Raw genomic sequence first — 16,709 nt, 5'->3', positions numbered from 1 at the left:
CGGTCCCGGGGTCCCGTCCCAGCGACGCGAACGCCGTCGGAGGCGGCCGTTTCACGAACGAAAACGGCCTGAGACCCGCCGTTTCCCGAACGAAAGCGGCCTGGGACCCGCCGTTTCCCGAACGAAAGCGGGGGCGGCGGGGGTCGGTCAGTCGTCGTGGGGGTCGTCGGAGTCGTCGAGGACCTCTCGCAGCCGCGCCGCCGTGTCCGCGCGCAGGGCGCCGCGGGTCTCGGCGCGGTCGGTCGTCGCGCGGGCGAGGGTCTCCCACACGGCCCGCACGTCCGCCGACAGTCCCCCGGCCTCGAGCTCGCCGAGGGTCTCACGGTGGGTCCGCAGCGTGTCGACGTCGCCGCGGGCCACGGGGCCGGTGAGGGCGCCGTCGCCGTCGGTGAGCGCGTTCTCCAGCGCGGCGGTCATGAGCGAGCGCAGCACCCGCTCCGGGTCGGCCACCCCGATCGTCTCGAGGATCTGACGGGCCTGCGCCGTCAGCGTCACCAGGTGGTTCGACCCGTGGGACAGCGCCAGGTGGTAGGCCGCCCGGTCGGCCTCCTTCACGACCACGGGCTCGCCGCCCATCTCCACCACGAGCGCCTGGGCCACGGGCAGCACCACGGGGTCCGCGGTCACGCCGAACACGCAGTCCTGCAGCCGGGCGACGTCGAGGCTCAGCCCCGTGAACGTCATGGCCGGGTGGATCGCCAGGGGGATCGCCCCGTGCGCGCGCACCGGCTCCATCACCCCCACCCCGTAGCGGCCGGAGGTGTGCACGAGCAGGTGGCCGGTCTGCACGTGGCCCGCGGCGGCCAGGCCGGCCACGAGCTCGCCCAGCGCGTCGTCCGGGACGGCGAAGACGACCATCTCGGAGCGGCGCAGGATCTCGGGGATCTCCAGGACGGGCACGCCCGGCAGGAGCATCTCCGCGCGGTCCCGCGAGGCCTCGGAGACGGCGTGCACGCCCGTGATCGTGTGGCCCGCAGCCCGCAGCGCCGAGCCCAGCACGGCCCCCACTCGACCCGCGCTCACCACGCCGACGCCCAGCCGCCCGGGCCGCTGCGCCGGGTCATGCGGGTCCAGGCTCAGGTCGAGTCCGCCGGTCATCGCTCCTCCTCGCCGCGCACGGCGGGGACGTGCGCCCCGCTCTCCTCCCCGACGACGGCGCCGCCGACGACGCCGGCCCGGGCCAGTTCGCGGCGGCCCACCTCGGTGGCCGCGACCTCGCGCGTGCGCTGCTCGAAGCGGGCCAGCTCCTCGGGGCGCATCCACTGGTCGCGGTCGGCGAGGCGACGCGAGACGGCCGCGTGCCGGGCCTCCCGGGCGTACAGGTCCACGGCCACGTCCTCGTCGAGGTCGCGGACCACGGCGTTCGCCCCCGCGACCCACACGCGCACCGTGGCCAGGCCCAGGCGTCGCTGCACCGGGCCCTGCGCCAGCTCGGCCGCCTGCATGCGCTCGTGCTGGAGGGTCTGCAGCCGGCGGTTCAACCAGCCGCTGCGCACCACCAGCAGGGACCGCGTCGTCGTGAAGCCGGTCCGCCGCCAGGCGAACCAGTTGAACCACCACCTGCCGCGCCGCGGCACGTGCTGGAAGCCGCCCTCCGTGCCGGTGCCGTGCACGCCGAGGTGCATGAGCCCGGCGGGGGTCAGCCCCTGCGCGGCGCGCGGATCGCCGTCCAGGCCCGGGTCCGGGGCCACGACCGTGAGGACGCGGAGCACGTCCTCCCACGGGCCGACGGGCAGCGCGACGTCCCGGGCGCCGTCGGACTCCTGCAGGTACCCGGCCACCGCCATGTTCACCCGATACCAGCCGAAGGGCCGCCAGAACAGGGGCTGGGAGACGGTCACCCCCTGCACCCGCCCCGGCGGGACGGTCTGGTGGGTGGTCTCGGTGAGCCCGTGCCGCAGTCGCAGCCCGTCGGTGGAGCGGCGCACCTGGAAACCCCAGCCGGCGTTCAGCCGGGACCACGCGACGCCGGCCACGGAGAACAGGGCGGGCAGGGCCGCGGCCGCGCCGATCCCGGTCAGGGTCTCCCCCTCGTCCAGCACCGCCTCGGGCAGCAGCGCGACCACGAGGGCGAGGCCGCCCAGCCAGATCAGGGACCCGGCCAGCACCCCCAGCACGCCTCCGGAGAGCAGGACGGAGCCGAGGAGCCGCCCCGCGGGCACCTGCAGCATGAGTTCGCCGGCGTCCGCGGCGTCGGCGTCGGGGAGGCCGGGCTCGGCCGCCCGCTCCGGCGCGGACGCGTCCGCCCCGGCTCCCCCGAGCATCCCCGACGCGCGGTCCAGGATCTCCCGGCGCACCGCTTCGGCCTCGGCGCGGCGCAGGAAGGACAGCTCGAGCGCGGACTCGCCGCCGTCGGCCGCCTCGACCTTCACCGTGGCCAGCCCGAGCAGCCGAGCCACGAGGGGGTGCTGCAGGTCCACCGCCTGGATGCGGTCGTAGCGCATCTGCCGGCGGCTGCGGAAGAGCCAGCCCTGGCGCAGCTCGATCCGGTCCTCCCCGCAGCGGAACCGGGTGAACCACCAGGAGAAGAAGAACACGAGGCTGATCAGCAGGGTGACCCCCAGCAGGATGCCGCCGGCCACGAGCAGGCTGCCGTCGCCGCCGCCCGGGGCGTCCTCCCCGCTGAGCCGGCCCGCCGCGAAGTCCTCCACCGCGTTGCGGCCCGCGAAGAACAGGATCAGCAGCAGGAAGGTCCAGCCCCGCACCCAGGGCGAGGCGGGGTGGACGCGGACCCAGCCGGCGTCGTCGGCGGGGGGCGGGGCGGCCGCGCTCACAGGCCCGCCAGCCGCGCCTGGCCGCGCGCCATGAGGACCTCGCGCAGCTCCTCGGCCCTCTCGCGGGGCACGCCCTCCAGGGTGACGTCCCCGCCCGCGGCGGCGGTCTTCAGGGTGAGGGTCTGCAGCCCGACCCGGCGCAGCAGCGGACCGTCCGACACGTCCACGTACTGCAGGCGGCCGTACGGCACCGCGTGCACGCTGCGGAACAGGATGCCCTCGCGCCACAGGACGTCGTCCTCGCGCTCGGCCCAGCCCATCGCGCGCACGCGCCGCGGGATCAGGATCAGGTCCACGATCCAGGACACGACGACGACGGCCGGCAGCCCCCACGCGACCCACGCGGCCATCCCCGCCCACGGGCCGGTGAGCTTGAGGATCAGCGGCACGGAGAACGCGGCGAGCCAGATCAGGTGGCCGATGGTCGTGGCGATGAGCTTCACCGTCGCCAGCCGCGGCGAGGCCGGCGTGAAGGCCACGCCGCTCAGGTCAATGCCGGGCACGGGCATACCCTCCTTCCGTCTCGGGACGGGCCGGTCGGCCCGGGGACCCATCCTGCCCACGGCCGCCCTCGGGCGCATCCTCCTCAGGCGGGATCCGGCACCACCGTTCGACGATCAGCCCCACCACCAGCAGGACGAGACCGCCGACGGCCTGCAGGGCGGCCTCCCGCACGGTCGGTGCCTCCACGCCGGCCCGCAGCAGCACCTGCACCGCCACCCCGGCGTGCCACCCGCCGAGGGCCGCTCCCGCGAAGCCGGAGGCCTGGCCGAGCACGAGGGTGCGGGCCGCGGCGAGCGGGTCCATCCGCGCGGCGGCGGGCTTCTCCCGGTCGCGGCGCACCCGCCAGCCCAGCGCGAGGCACAGCACGGAGACCGCGGCCACGGTGATCAGGCCGCCGCGGCCCACCACGGGCGCCGGCCAGCCCAGGGACGGCGCGGCGAGCCCGGCCAGCCAGCCGAGCACGGCGGCCACCAGCACCACGAGCAGGGTCCACCCGGAGCGCAGCGCGATCACGTGGCCTCCCTCCCGAGGGCGTCCGGGCGTGCCGGGCGGAGCGGGGCGACGTCGTCGGTGCCGGCCAGCAGCCGGTGCCGCTCGGGCTCCTGACGGCGCACCCCGGGGGCGTCCGCGGCGACGGCGGCGAGGTCGGCGACGGGCGTGCCGGCGAGCGTGGCGTCCGCGTCGAGCCACAGCCACGGCAGCAGCACGAAGGCCCGCTCGGCCGCGCGGGGGTGCGGCAGGGTGAGGTCCGGGTGGTCGCTGCGCACGTCTCCGTAGGCGATCACGTCCACGTCCAGGGTGCGCGCGCCCCAGCGGACCTCACGCCGCCGATGGTGGTCCTGCTCGAGCCGGTGCGCCACCGCGAGCAGCTCCCACGGCGCGAGGTCCGTGCGCAGCGTGACCACCTGGTTGAGGTAGTCGGGCTGGCCCGGCGGCCCGCCCACGGGTGTGGTGACGGCCCGGGGCGAGGCCCGGACGTCCGTGATGTGCGGCAGCGCGGACAGGGCGGCGACGGCGGCGTCGAGCGTCTGCGCGGGCTCGCGCAGGTTGGCGCCGAGGGCCAGCACGGCCGCGACGGGCGCGTCCGGGCGGGCGCCCAGCTCGGGGATGGGCGCGGGGCCCTCGGCCGGGTGCGACCAGTCGACGGTGCTCACGCGAGGTCCTCCCGGGTGCGGTGCACGGTGACGGCGGCGTCCGCGAAGTCGTGCGGGATGGGCGCCTGCGGCTTGTGCACGGTGACCTCGACGGCGGCCACCACGGGCTGCTCGGCGAGGACGGTGCGGGCGATCCGGTCGGCGAGGGTCTCGATCAGGTCCACCGGCTCCCCGGTGACCAGGCGGACCACCGTGTCCGCGACCTCGGCGTAGTTGGCGGTGCGGGCGAGGTCGTCGCCGGCCGCGGCGGGGCCGGCGTCGAGGTGGAGGACGACGTCCGTGACGAACGGCTGCCCGTCCCGGCGCTCGTGGTCGAAGACCCCGTGGTGCCCGACGGCGGACAGTCCGGCCAGGCGGATGCGGTCCCGGGCGCTCACGGCAGCACGTCCTCGGAGACGGGCTCACCCGGGGCGTGGGCCCCGGCCCAGGCCGCGGCGGTGCGGACGGCGTCGGCGCTGGCGCGCACGTCGTGCACGCGCACGCCCCACGCGCCCTGGGCGGCGGCGAGGGCGGAGATGGCCGCGGTGGCGGCGTCGCGCGCGGCGGGCGGGGCCGGGGTGCCGTCGTCGTCCGCCAGCAGCGTGCCCAGGAACCGCTTGCGCGAGGCGGCGACGAGCACCGGGTGGCCCATGGCGCGGAGCCACTCGAGGCCGCGCAGCAGCTCCCAGTTCTGCTCGCCGGCCTTCGCGAAGCCCAGGCCCGGGTCGACGATCAGCTGCGCGGGCTCGACGCCCGCGGCGAGGAAGCGGCCGGCCACGTCCCGCAGCTCGCACACGACGTCCGGGACGGTGTCCTCGTAGACGGCCAGCCCGTCCATGGTCTGCGGGTTCCCGCGGTTGTGCATGAGGATGTACGGCGCGCCCGACGCGGCGATCAGCGCCGGCATATCCGGCTCGTGGGCGAGGCCGGAGACGTCGTTGACGATCACCGGCCCCAGCGCCAGGGCAGCCCGGGCGGTGGCGGTGTGGCGCGTGTCCACGGAGAGGACGACGTCCTCGGCCAGCAGCGCCTCGATCACGGGCAGGATGCGCTCCTGCTCCTCGGCCGGCGGCACGGCGCGGGCCCCGGGGCGGGTGGACTCCCCGCCCACGTCCACGATGTCCGCGCCGTCCGCGACCATGCGCCGGGCGTGCTCGACGGCCGCGCGGACGGTGGCGTGCTCCCCGCCGTCCGAGAAGGAGTCAGGGGTGACGTTGAGGATGCCCATGACCAGGGTCCGGTCCGCGGGCAGCCGCCCCAGCAGGGCGCGGTTCGCCTCCCGCGCCGCCGCGTCGATGCTCTCGTCCACGTGTCCTCCTCCGCCGTCGGTGGTCCTCAGCCGTGCATGATGAGGCTCATCGCCTCCGAGCGCGTGGACGGATCCCGCAGCTGGCCGCGCACCGCCGAGGTGACGGTCTTCGCGCCCGGCTTGCGCACGCCGCGCATGGACATGCACATGTGCTCGGCCTCCACCACCACGATCGCCCCGCGCGGGGCCAGGTGCTCCATGAGCGCCTCCACCACCTGCGTGGTCAGCCGCTCCTGCACCTGCGGACGCCGCGCGTACAGCTCCACGAGACGGGCCAGCTTGGACAGCCCCGTCACGCGGCCCTCGGCGGAGGGGATGTAGCCGATGTGCGCGGCGCCGTGGAACGGCACCAGGTGGTGCTCGCACGTCGAGTAGAACGGGATGTCCTTCACGAGCACGAGCTCCTCGTGCGCGATGTCGAACGTGGTGCCGAGCACCTGGTCCGGGCTCTGGTGCAGGCCCGCGAAGAACTCCGCGTACGCCTTGGCCACCCGCGCCGGGGTGTCCGCCAGGCCCTCGCGGTCCGGGTCCTCGCCGATCGCCAGCAGGATCTCCCGCACCGCCGCCTCGATGCGGGGCCGGTCGACCGCGGTCGAGTCCGGGTCGAACGTGCCGGGGACGGCGTCGTCGGGGGTGTGGGCTGTCATGCGGGCCTCCTGCGCGGTCAAAAGGTCGGTCCCTCGCCGGGGCCCGGCGTGTTGCTCGGACCGCCGTGCGGCGGCAGGCCGGGGCCGGCCGCGTCCCCGCCCAGCGACGACGGCGGCGCACCCTCCGGACGCACCGGCACCGTGGTGCCCTCGACGCCGACGGGGGTCTGCTCCCCGCCGTCGTGGCGCGAGCGGCGCTCGGAGGGGGAGAGGACGGGCGGGATGTCCTGCGGGAGCCGGTCGTCCGAGGCCAGCCACACGCCGCGCTCGGGCCGCTTGCGGACGTCCGCGAAGATGGCGGCGATGGCCTCCTGGGTGAGCGTCTCCTTCTCGAGCAGCTCGTAGGCCAGCCGGTCCAGGACGTCCCGGTTCTCCGTGAGCACCCAGTGGGCCTCGGCGTGGGCCTGGTCCAGCAGGGTGCGGACCTCGGCGTCCACCAGGTACGCGAGCTCCTCGGAGTACTCGCGGGAGGAGCCGCCGGGGGCACCGCCCACGAAGGGCTCGGAGCTGCCGCCGCCGAGCTTGACGGCGCCCACCTTGGCGGACATGCCGTACTCGGTGACCATCTTGCGGGCCGTGTCCGTGGCCTTCTGGATGTCGTTCGCGGCGCCCGTGGACGGGTCCTTGAACACGATCTCCTCCGCCACGCGCCCGCCCATCGCGTACGCGAGCTGGTCCAGGAGCTCGTTGCGGGTGACGGAGTACTTGTCGTCCTCCGGGACCACCATCGTGTAGCCCAGGGCGCGGCCGCGGGGCAGGATCGTGATCTTGGTGACCGGGGCGGAGTTGCGCAGCCCGGCCGCGACGAGCGCGTGGCCGCCCTCGTGGTAGGCGGTGACCTTGCGCTCGTGCTCGTTCATCAGGCGGGTGCGCTTCTGCGGGCCGGCCATCACGCGGTCCACGGCCTCGTCCAGGGCGTGGTTGTCGATCACGTTGTTGTTCGAGCGCGCCGTGAGCAGCGCGGCCTCGTTGATCACGTTGGCCAGGTCCGCGCCCGTGTAGCCGGGGGTGCGCTTGGCCAGGGAGCGCAGGTCCACGTCCAGGGCGATCGGCTTGCCCTGCGCGTGCACCTCGAGGATCCTGGCGCGGCCCTCGAGGTCCGGGGCGTCCACGGGGATCTGGCGGTCGAAGCGGCCCGGGCGCAGCAGCGCCGGGTCCAGGACGTCCGGGCGGTTGGTCGCGGCGATCATGATGACGTTCGTGGAGGCGTCGAAGCCGTCCATCTCCACGAGCATCTGGTTCAGGGTCTGCTCGCGCTCGTCGTTGCCGCCGCCGATGCCTGCGCCGCGGTGCCGGCCGACGGCGTCGATCTCGTCCACGAAGATGATGGCGGGGGCGTTGGACTTGGCCTGCTCGAAGAGGTCGCGCACGCGCGAGGCGCCGACACCCACGAACATCTCCACGAAGTCCGAGCCGGAGATCGAGTAGAACGGCACGCCGGCCTCACCGGCCACGGCCTTGGCCAGGAGGGTCTTGCCCGTGCCGGGCGGGCCGTAGAGCAGCACGCCCTTGGGGATCTTGGCGCCCACCGCGCGGAAGCGGTCCGGCACGGTGAGGAACTCCTTGATCTCCTGGAGCTCCTCCACCGCCTCGTCCGCGCCCGCGACGTCCTTGAACAGCACGTCCGGGTTGTCCTTGTTGATCAGCTTGGCGCGGGACTTGCCGAACTGCATGACCTTGCCGCCGCCGCCCTGCATGCGGGACATCAGGAACCAGAACAGCAGTGCGATGAGCAGGAACGGGACCATGAAGCCGAGCAGCGAGAGGAACCAGTTGCTCCGCACCGGCTCGTCCGTGTAGCCGTCCAGGGCCGAGTCGTCCACCGCGGTGACCACGTCCGTGGCGCGCGCGCTGGCGAAGTAGAAGTAGACCTCCTTGCCGAGGTCCCGGTCGTCCTGCTTGTAGGGCTCACGCAGGGTGAGGTCCACGCGCTGGTCCCCGTCCACCACGCGGGCCTGCGCGGCCTTGTCGTCCTTCAGCAGGGCCATGCCCACGTTGGTGTCCACCATGGTGCGGCCGCTCTGTGACGTGGTCAGCGGGATCGCGACGGCGAGGACCAGCAGGCCCAGCAGGATCCAGACGTAGGGCTTGTTGAACAGCTTCTTCACGGTCCGAGTGTCTCCTGGTCTGCCGCGGGGGCCGGGCTGCCCGGGGCGGCCGCCGTGCGGCCGGGGCCGGCGAAGGGCCGACGTCGCGCCCGGGTCAAGCCCCCACGGTACCGGCCCGGCCCGGGTGGCCGCTGACTGTTCGCGTCAGGTGGACAGGGCGCGGGCGGTCGGCCGGGGTCGGCGTCGGCCAGCGCCGTCCTGACGCCCACCGGGAATGCGGGGGGTCGGAATGGCGCGTGGATCGCACCTCAGAGCGACCGCTCGCGTGACAGGAACGCTGGCGCTGCGACCGCGCCCCTGCGTCCCCGCCTGCACAGACCCCCGTGCACCCGCATCCCTCCCCAGGCCGGCGGCGGCTCAGGACGCCGCCCGCTTTACCGCGCCAGGCTGGCACCATGCGTCACCCCGCCCCGCTTCCCGCGGCCTTGCTTCACGGCCCCTTCACCGCCGCGCAGGCGAGGGCCGCCGGCATCGACCTCAACCGGCTGCGTCGCTCCGACGTCGAACGCCTCGCCCGGGGCCTCTACCGCCGGCGTGAGGTCACCCCGGCCGCCGTCGAGCGCCCCGCGGCCGGCTCCTCCCCCTACCGGTGGAGCACCCCGCTCTCGGCCACCCAACACGAGCTCCTGCTGCGACTCGCCCGGCACCGCGCCACCACGGTGGTGTCGCACCAGACCGCGGCCCGCGCCCGGGAGATCTGGCTGCCGGAGCGACTGGACGCGGGGGACGACGTCCACGTGAGCCGCCCGCGAGACCGTGGCCAGCTCTCCCTCCCCGGCGTCACCTCCCACCGAACAGCGCTCCCGCCCGCGGACGTGGAGCGCGTGCGGATCGGCGGCCTGGCCTGGTACGTCACCGCCCCGCCCCGTCTCTGGGTCGACCTCTCGGCCCTGCTCGACGACGACGAGCTCGTCATCCTCGGCGACCATCTCGTCCGCCGGGCGCAGCTGTCCGGCGGCCCGGACGCCGCCGAGCGGACCCGGGCGGCCCTGGCCCAGGCGGCCGAAGCGAGCCCGTCCGCGCACAACCGACGACGACGGCTCCGCACCGCCGCCACACTGGTCCGGGTGGGGGCGCACTCGCCGAAGGAGACGCGGCTGCGGCTCGCGCTGAGGGCCGCCGGGCTCCCCGAGCCCGCACTGCAGCTCGAGGTCTGGGACCCGGAGTTCTCCCTGCACCACCCCGCGACGGCGGACCTGGGCTATCGGCAGGCGAGAGTGGCCCTGCACTACGACGGCGGCCACCACGGCGCGGATCGCCAGATCGACCGTGACGTGCAGCGCAACGCGGCCTTCGAGCGACGGGGCTGCCGGAACATCACCGTGTCCTCCTCCGACGCTCGCCGCGGATTCACGCGCGTGATCGTGGAGGTGCGCCGTCACCTCGGGGACGCCGGCGACCTGTCACGCAAGGAGTCGGAATGGGGCGTGAATGGCACCTCAGAGCGACCGCTCACGTGACAGGTCGGTCACACCTGGCCTGGCCACTCCGGGCCGGGCCCCCGGTCAGCTGTAGACGTGCGGGGCGAGCGTGCCCACGAAGTCCAGGTTGCGGTACTTCTCCGCGTAGTCCAGGCCGTAGCCCACCACGAACTCGTTGGGGATGTCCCGCCCGACGTACTTCACGTCGATGTCCACCTTCATGGCCTCCGGCTTGCGCAGCAGGGTGCAGATCTCGACCGAGGCCGGGCCGCGGGACTCCAGGTTGGCCTTGAGCCAGGACAGCGTCAGGCCGGAGTCGATGATGTCCTCGACGATCAGGACGTGCCGGCCCGTGAGGTCCGCGTCGAGGTCCTTGAGGATGCGCACCACGCCGGAGGACTTGGTGCCGGAGCCGTAGGAGGAGACCGCCATGAAGTCCAGCTCCACGTGGGAGTGCAGGGCGCGGGTGAGGTCGGCGACCACCATCACGGCGCCCTTGAGCACGGCGACGATGAGCAGGTCCTTGTCCGCGTAGTCGCGGTCGATCTGGCGGGCCAGGTCCGTGATCGTGTCCTGCACGTCCTCGCGGGACATGAGGACGTGGCTGAGGTCGTTCTGGACATCCTGTGCGTCCATGCGCCGCTCCTGGTGAGTGCTCGTGCGGGAATGCCGGGCCGGGCCGCAGTCAGGGACCGGGCAGGCAGGGGATGAGGTCCAGTCTGGCACACGCCCGATGCGCGGCCACCCCGCCGGGCAGCTCCACCGGACCGGCCGACGTGCCCCCCGCGCGGGCGCCCGTCACGAGGGCGTCCGCCGCGAGGATCCGTTCGCGGGGCGGGGCCTGCCCTCCCGCGGCGCGGGCGGCGCGCGCGATCACGCGGTGGCGCACGGCGGCGGGCAGCGCGGCCAGGGCGTCCAGGTCCAGGGAGACGACGCGCGGGTCCCGGGCGGGCGGGTCGACACGCAGCCGGGCGACCTCGTCGCCGGCCCAGGCGTCGAGGGCCGCGGCGTCCTCGGCCGCGATGGCCGCGGTGCGCACCAGCCCGGCCCGCACACCGGGGCCGAGGCCGACGTCGGGGTCCTCGAGCGCGGGCAGCACGCGGGTGCGCACCCGCGAGCGCAGCAGCGCGGGATCGCGGTTGTGCGGGTCCTCGAACCAGGTCAGCCCGGCCCAGCGGCAGATCGTCTCGGTGTCCGCGCGGGTCAGGCCCAGCAGCGGGCGGACGACGGCGGCCCCGCCCGGCAGCGTCCCGCGCGCCGGGATCCCCGCGAGGGACCGCGTGCCGGACCCGCGTGCGAGCCCGAGGAGGACCTGCTCCGCCTGGTCGTCGGCGGTGTGGGCGGTGAGGACGACGGCGGCGCCCGCCCCCGGGACGGCGTCCCCCTGCCCCGCCTCCCGGGCGGCGGCGGCGAGGGCCTTCCGGCGGGCACGCCGGGCGTCGGCCTCGGGGCCGTCGCCGGTGCGGGCCACCTCGACCCGCGTGACGGTGACCGGGGCCAGACCGAGGATGCGGGCGACGTCGGCGGCGGCCGCCGCCACCGCGTCGCTGCCCGACTGCAGCCCGTGGTCCACCACGGCCGCGCCGATCGGGCCGAACCGCCGGCCCTCCCGGGTGCCCACGAGGACGGCGCAGGCCACGGCGAGCGCGAGGGAGTCGGCGCCGCCGGAGAGGGCGACGAGGCCGCGGGGACGACTCCCCGCCCGGCCCGGCACGACATCCGCGCGACGGGGCCCGTCGCCCGCCAGGGCCTCCCGCACCGCCGCGACGGCCCGGTGCAGGGGCTCGGGCCAGCGGGTGCGCGGCGGCCATGCGCCGACCGCGGGCAGGCCGCCGACCCCGCCCGCCGGCGTCGGCCCCGGGTCCCGCGCCTCAGGCCTGGGCACGGATGCGCGCCCCCCACGTCTCGGGGGCGTGGAGCTCGGCCTCGCTCGGCAGCAGCTCGGGGGCGTCCCAGACCACGTTGAACCCGGCCATGCCGAGCTCGGCCACGGCGGCGGCCACGAACCTCTGGCCGTCGCGGTACTGGGCCATCTTGGCGTCCATGCCCAGCAGACGGCGGAGCATGCGGTCCAGGGGCGAGCGGCGGTCGCCGCGCTCGTCGAAGCGGCGGCGGATGGTCTTGACGGAGGACACGACGGAGGAGTCGACACCGTCCATCACCACGTTCGCGTGCCCCTCGAGCAGGGACATCACGGCCATCAGCCGGGACAGGCGTTCCCGGTCCTCCTCGTCCTGGATCGCCCCGAGCAGGCCCGGCGCGGGGCGGGCCGCGGCCGCGTCCTGCGCGTCGTGTCCGTCCCGCGTCCCGATCCGGCCGGCGTCGGCCTCCCGACCCAGCGGGTTCGCCGCCGCGAGCGCGGTGCGCAGGCGCTCGGGCAGGGACTCGGCCTTGTCGAACAGGCCGACGGTGAGCGCCGTGATCTCGGCCCGCAGGTGCTCGCGCAGCCAGGGCGCGGCCGCGAACTGCACGCGGTGGGTCTGCTCGTGCAGGCACACCCAGAGGCGGAAGTCCGCCGGTTCCACGTTGATCTCCGCGCGCACCTGCGCGACGTTCGGGGCCACGAGCAGCAGGCGTCCGCCGGCGGGGCCGGCCGCCGTCCCCCCGGGGCCGGGCAGCGCGATGAACGGGTCGTACTGGCCGAGGATCCTCCCGGACATCCAGGCGAGGATCCCGCCCATCTCCAGGGCGGTGGCGTGCCGGGTGACGCGGGTGGTGGCGGCGGCGTGCTCGCGGGGCCGGGTGTCCCGCAGGTGCGCGAACGTGGGGTCCAGCAGCGTGGCGAAGGACTGGGTGGCGGCGCGCGACCAGGTGGGGCGGTCCACCACGAGCACCTGCGAGTCGCGCAGGTCCCGTGCCGCCTCGAGCCCGGTCAGGCGGTGGACGTGCGGCACGGCGGCCTCCGCGGCGGCGCGCAGGCCCTCCGCCTCGCGCGTCGCCTCCCGCGGCGTGAACCGGGGGCCGGCGGCGGCGAGGGACCGTGCGGTCCGTGCTGCGAAGGCCCAGTCCACCGGGTGGGCGACGGCGGGGCCCGGCTCGGCGGGGGCGCCCGGCTCGGCGTCCGCGGCGGTGCGGGGGCGGTCGGTCGCGTGGTCGTCGCTCATGGGCTCCATCAGACCACAGGGCCCGGGCCTCGGATCAGAGCCCGGCGACGGCGCTGACGGCCTCGTCGACCGCCGCGCGCGCGGGCTCCAGCTTCCACTGCAGATCCGAGCAGATGATGCTGAACGCGAGGACCCGCCCGGACGTCGCGGTGACGGTGCCGGTGAGGGAGACCGTCTGGTCGAGCGTGCCGGTCTTCGCGGCCACGGCCTGCCGCGCGGGGGCATCCGGGAACCGGTCGCCCAGGGTGGAGTCTTCGCCGGGCCGCGGCAGGCCCTCCAGCACGGTGGCCAGGGCGGGCGTGCGGGCCACCCCGGCCACGACGCCGGCCAGCTGGCCCGCACTGACGCGGTTGTCCGGGGACAGGCCCGAGGAGTCCACGAGCGCCATCCCGGCGGTGTCCACGCCGAGGTCCTCGGCGGTGGCCGTCAGCAGCCGCGTGGCGCCCTCGTGGGTGGCCGGCAGGTCCGTGGCGGGCGCGGCCGTGTGGGCCAGGGCCTCGACCACCTGGTTCTCCGAGTGGGCCAGCAGGTACGCGACCTGCTCCCCCACGGACGCGGACTCCACCGCCGCGACGGGGGCGGCGGCGAGGACCGTGGCGCGCGGCACCTCGGTGGCCGGGAGCGTGTCCCGCAGGCCCACCTCGAGGTCGGCGCCGGAGGCGGCCACCGCGTCGTCGAGCGCGGCCTGGAAGGTGAGCGCGGCGAACTGCGCCGGGGCCTCGATGCGGTCCTCCCCGGTGCCGGGGGCCTCACGGCCGCCGTAGGTGGCCAACGGCTGCACCGGCGCGATGTTGCCGCTCTCCGGGATGTCCGACGTCCAGCGCGGGTTCAGGGCCGTCCGGTCCGTGAAGAGCCGCAGGTCCGTGCTGACCACCACCTGCCCGGTGACGCCGTCCTCGACCAGCCCGGCCACGGTCCGCTCCGCGAGGGTGCGCAGGCCCGCGCGGCCGGAGACGTGCGTCGAGTCCGAGGCGCCCGTGCCCAGCAGCACGTCGCCGCCGCCCACGAGCACCAGCTCGGTGGCCGCGCCGTCCGCGGTGGGCTGGGCCACCACGGTGGTCTGCAGGGTCGTCTCAGGACCCAGGGCGGAGACGATGGCCGCGGCGGCGAGCACCTTGAGCGAGGACGCGGGGGCCACGGGCTCGTCCGCGTCCCGCGCGTAGAGCACCTCGCCGGTGGCGAGGTCGCGGAACTCGGCGGAGACCGTGCCCGGGGACGTCGCCAGCCCCGGCTCGACGGCGGCCGCCACCTCGGCCGCGGTGGGGCCGGCGGACGGGGACGTCGACGTCGGCGCGGCGGTCGTCGACGCGGCGGGCGCGCTCGACGGGGCCGGCGGTGCGGTCACGGGCCCGCAGGCGACCAGGACGGCCGCGAGCGCGGCCAGGAGGACGGCGGGGAGCGAGCGGCTCCGGCGGTGTTCCGTGCGTCGATCCCGACGCCCAGCGCGCCCCGTGTCCACCTGTCCCATGCGTCCATCATGACGGACGCCCCCGGTAGGCTGACGGCAGCACCGCCGGGCGGCGCCGCGCCGCCCGGACACCCCACCCTCTGTGCGAAGGAGAGTCATGGCGCACGACGTCACCATCGAGATCCCCGCGGGCTCCCGCGTGAAGTACGAGTTCGACCACGAGACCGGCCGCCTGCGCCTGGACCGCGTGCTCTTCACCTCCATGCAGTACCCCACGCACTACGGCTACTTCGAGAACACCCTCGGCGAGGACGGCGACCCGCTGGACGCCCTCGTGTACCTGCCGGGCTTCGACCTGGTGCCGGGCTGCGTCGTCGAGGCCCGCCCGATCGGCGTGTTCAACATGACCGACGACGGCGGCGGCGACGCCAAGCTGCTGTGCGTCCCGGCGGACAAGCGCTACGACCACATCACCGAGCTCGAGCACGTGGAGGAGTCCCTCAAGCAGGAGATCGAGCACTTCTTCACCCGCTACAAGGACCTGGAGCCGGGCAAGTGGGTCAAGGCCGAGGGCTGGGAGGGCCGCGCGGCGGCCGAGGCCGAGCTCGAGGCCTCCATCCAGCGCTTCAACGCCGAGGGCGAGGAGTCCCCGACCGACGAGCCCCAGGGCCGCGAGGTGGACACCGAGGAGGCGCAGCCGGCCACCGAGGAGGGCGAGGAGACCGACGAGCCCCAGGGCCGCTGACCCCCGCACCGCCCACGCGCGACGCCGGCCGCTCACCCCTCGGGGTGGGCGGCCGGCGTCGTCTGCGGGCTGGCAGAATCGACGACCATGTTCGTGCTCACCATCAACCAGCGGGACACCCTCGACGCCGGCGACCGCGTGGACACGTTCCTGCGCGCCCTCCAGGACGTGCCGGGGCTCGGCGACGCCGTCGTGCTCCCGTTCCAGCGCGCCGTGGGCGACGAGCTGATCGGCGCCGTCGAGGACCCGCGCGTCGCCGTGGACGTGGCGCTGCGCGCCCTGCGGCAGCGCCGCTGGAACGTGGGGGTCGGCGTCGGGACGGTGACGCACGCGGACGGTGCGGCGGGCGCGCCCGCCTCCGGGGACCTGCACGACGCCGGCGGGCCCGGTCTCGCGGCGGCGCGGCGGGCCGTGGAGGCGGCGGCCGTGTCCACCGCGCGGATCCCGTTGGCCGTGCGCGGCCGGGACGAGGAGGCGGCCGCCGAGGCCGAGGCCGTGCTGCGACTCGTCGGGCAGCTCGTGTGGTCCCGGACCGACGCCGAGTGGGCGGTGCTGGACCTGCTGGTGCCCGGGGTGCGCGGCCAGCAGAAGCCGGCGGCCGCCGCGCTCGGGATCACGGCGCAGGCGGTCTCACAGGCGGTGCAGCGCTCCTACTGGAACGAGGAGCACGCCTGCCGCCCCGCCGCCGCGCGCCTGCTCACGCTGGCGGGGGGCTGACCCGGCGGCCCGGGCCGGTCGCGCCGCTCAGACCGCGGCCGGCTCCTCGAGGAGCGAGCGCAGCACCGTGGCGAGCCCGTGCTCGTCCACGTGCCCGGTGACCTCGTCCGCGGCGGCCACGACCTCCTCCACGGCCTGGCCCATGGCCACGCCGCGGCCGGCCCAGCGCAGCATCTCGATGTCGTTGCGGCCGTCGCCCACGGCCACGGTGTCCTCGGGGGCCACCTTCAGCACGGTGCGCAGCGCCTCGAGCCCGGACGCCTTGGTCACGCCCGCCGCGGCGACATCGAGCCACGCCGTCCAGCCCACGGAGTAGGTCACGCCGGACAGACCGATGCCCTCCACCGCACGGCCGAACTCCTCGGCGGAGGAGTCCGTGGAGAACACCACGAGGCGCACGGCCGTGGTGTCCATGAGCTCCTCGAACGTGACGCCCTCCGCGGCCACGCCGAAGGACATGTCCTGGAACCGCTCGGTGGAGCGGAAGGTGCCGTCCGGCAGCTCGAGCGCGTACTTGGCGCTGGGCAGGCGGTGGCGCAGCTGGGTCAGGACCGAGCGCGGGTCGAAGGTGCGCAGGTCCGTGACCTCGTAGCCCTCCTCCAGCTCGGGGTCCAGGCGCAGCGTGACACCGCCGTTGGAGCACACCATGAAGCCGGCGCCGATCCCCAGGGAGCGGGCCACGGGCAGGGTGGCCGCGCGGGAGCGGCCCGTCGCGATGACCACGTGGTGCCCGGCGTCCAGCACGGCCCGCACGGCCGCGCGCACGGGCTCATGCAGATGGCCGTCATGGTCCACGATCGTTCCGTCCACGTCCAGGCACACGAGCTTCTTCGTCATGA

17 protein-coding genes are annotated in these 16,709 nt (G+C 75.5%); 3 read left to right on the top strand and 14 right to left on the bottom strand.

Annotated features, from left to right (window positions below):
* Positions 1-147 precede the first annotated feature (147 nt).
* From ACZ1IK_RS02920 to ftsH, 9 genes are read right to left on the bottom strand one after another with little or no spacing between them, the layout of a single operon-like run.
* A complete protein-coding gene (locus ACZ1IK_RS02920; protein WP_020625298.1) occupies positions 148-1,098 on the bottom strand; it encodes a Rossmann-like and DUF2520 domain-containing protein in 951 nt (316 codons plus the stop codon).
* Complete coding sequence (locus tag ACZ1IK_RS02915; RefSeq protein WP_041104653.1) at positions 1,095-2,774, bottom strand: PH domain-containing protein; 1,680 nt, start codon at positions 2,772-2,774, stop codon at positions 1,095-1,097. Before ACZ1IK_RS02915 ends, ACZ1IK_RS02920 begins: the two co-directional genes overlap by 4 nt.
* Entirely contained in the window at positions 2,771-3,283 is a 513-nt protein-coding gene (locus tag ACZ1IK_RS02910; protein WP_020625296.1) for a PH domain-containing protein, read from the bottom strand. The genes ACZ1IK_RS02915 and ACZ1IK_RS02910 overlap by 4 nt, the downstream gene beginning before the upstream one ends.
* Positions 3,264-3,791 carry a DUF3180 domain-containing protein gene (locus ACZ1IK_RS02905; protein WP_020625295.1) on the bottom strand — a complete coding sequence of 176 codons (528 nt, stop codon included), beginning with the start codon at positions 3,789-3,791 and terminating at the stop codon, positions 3,264-3,266. Before ACZ1IK_RS02905 ends, ACZ1IK_RS02910 begins: the two co-directional genes overlap by 20 nt.
* A complete protein-coding gene (gene folK / locus ACZ1IK_RS02900; protein ID WP_020625294.1) occupies positions 3,788-4,432 on the bottom strand; it encodes a 2-amino-4-hydroxy-6-hydroxymethyldihydropteridine diphosphokinase in 645 nt (214 codons plus the stop codon). The genes ACZ1IK_RS02905 and folK overlap by 4 nt, the downstream gene beginning before the upstream one ends.
* Positions 4,429-4,809 carry a dihydroneopterin aldolase gene (gene folB, locus ACZ1IK_RS02895; protein WP_041104654.1) on the bottom strand — a complete coding sequence of 127 codons (381 nt, stop codon included), beginning with the start codon at positions 4,807-4,809 and terminating at the stop codon, positions 4,429-4,431. The genes folK and folB overlap by 4 nt, the downstream gene beginning before the upstream one ends.
* The gene (gene folP / locus ACZ1IK_RS02890; RefSeq protein WP_041104655.1) at positions 4,806-5,720 is read right to left on the bottom strand and encodes a dihydropteroate synthase; all 915 of its coding nucleotides are present in this window, start codon (positions 5,718-5,720) and stop codon (positions 4,806-4,808) included. The genes folB and folP overlap by 4 nt, the downstream gene beginning before the upstream one ends.
* Before the next feature lie 26 nt (positions 5,721-5,746).
* Positions 5,747-6,367, bottom strand: a complete 621-nt coding sequence (gene folE / locus ACZ1IK_RS02885) for a GTP cyclohydrolase I FolE (protein ID WP_010079671.1) — start codon at positions 6,365-6,367, stop codon at positions 5,747-5,749.
* Positions 6,368-6,384: 17 nt separating this feature from the next.
* Positions 6,385-8,475 (bottom strand): ATP-dependent zinc metalloprotease FtsH, encoded by a 2,091-nt coding sequence (gene ftsH, locus ACZ1IK_RS02880; protein WP_041104656.1) that lies wholly within the window; start codon positions 8,473-8,475, stop codon positions 6,385-6,387.
* A gap of 395 nt (positions 8,476-8,870) precedes the next feature.
* On the opposite strand from ftsH, the gene ACZ1IK_RS02875 reads away from it, so the two are divergent.
* A complete protein-coding gene (locus ACZ1IK_RS02875; protein ID WP_020625289.1) occupies positions 8,871-9,935 on the top strand; it encodes a type IV toxin-antitoxin system AbiEi family antitoxin domain-containing protein in 1,065 nt (354 codons plus the stop codon).
* Between the two features lie 45 nt (positions 9,936-9,980).
* Here the strand turns inward: ACZ1IK_RS02875 and hpt are convergent, their stop codons facing one another.
* From hpt to ACZ1IK_RS02855, 4 genes are read right to left on the bottom strand one after another with little or no spacing between them, the layout of a single operon-like run.
* A complete protein-coding gene (gene hpt / locus ACZ1IK_RS02870) occupies positions 9,981-10,532 on the bottom strand; it encodes a hypoxanthine phosphoribosyltransferase (RefSeq protein WP_020625288.1) in 552 nt (183 codons plus the stop codon).
* A 49-nt stretch (positions 10,533-10,581) separates the two neighbouring features.
* Positions 10,582-11,781 carry a tRNA lysidine(34) synthetase TilS gene (tilS, locus tag ACZ1IK_RS02865; protein WP_041104657.1) on the bottom strand — a complete coding sequence of 400 codons (1,200 nt, stop codon included), beginning with the start codon at positions 11,779-11,781 and terminating at the stop codon, positions 10,582-10,584.
* Positions 11,768-13,000 (bottom strand): zinc-dependent metalloprotease, encoded by a 1,233-nt coding sequence (locus ACZ1IK_RS02860; protein ID WP_465098312.1) that lies wholly within the window; start codon positions 12,998-13,000, stop codon positions 11,768-11,770. The genes tilS and ACZ1IK_RS02860 overlap by 14 nt, the downstream gene beginning before the upstream one ends.
* A gap of 34 nt (positions 13,001-13,034) precedes the next feature.
* The gene (locus ACZ1IK_RS02855; protein WP_230297375.1) at positions 13,035-14,345 is read right to left on the bottom strand and encodes a D-alanyl-D-alanine carboxypeptidase/D-alanyl-D-alanine-endopeptidase; all 1,311 of its coding nucleotides are present in this window, start codon (positions 14,343-14,345) and stop codon (positions 13,035-13,037) included.
* A 220-nt stretch (positions 14,346-14,565) separates the two neighbouring features.
* Here ACZ1IK_RS02855 and ACZ1IK_RS02850 point away from each other — a divergent pair, with 220 nt between their 5' ends.
* Entirely contained in the window at positions 14,566-15,153 is a 588-nt protein-coding gene (locus ACZ1IK_RS02850; protein ID WP_041104660.1) for an inorganic diphosphatase, read from the top strand.
* Positions 15,154-15,240: 87 nt separating this feature from the next.
* Positions 15,241-15,870 (top strand): hypothetical protein, encoded by a 630-nt coding sequence (locus ACZ1IK_RS02845; protein ID WP_041104661.1) that lies wholly within the window; start codon positions 15,241-15,243, stop codon positions 15,868-15,870.
* Positions 15,871-15,897: 27 nt separating this feature from the next.
* Here ACZ1IK_RS02845 and ACZ1IK_RS02840 read toward each other — a convergent pair whose 3' ends face one another.
* The gene (locus ACZ1IK_RS02840) at positions 15,898-16,707 is read right to left on the bottom strand and encodes an HAD family hydrolase (protein WP_041104662.1); all 810 of its coding nucleotides are present in this window, start codon (positions 16,705-16,707) and stop codon (positions 15,898-15,900) included.
* Positions 16,708-16,709: the final 2 nt, after the last annotated feature.

Source organism: Micrococcus sp. CS26 (assembly GCF_055522295.1).
The sequence above is the reverse complement of the archived record's forward strand: the minus strand, read 5'-3'. Positions and strand labels throughout refer to the sequence as shown.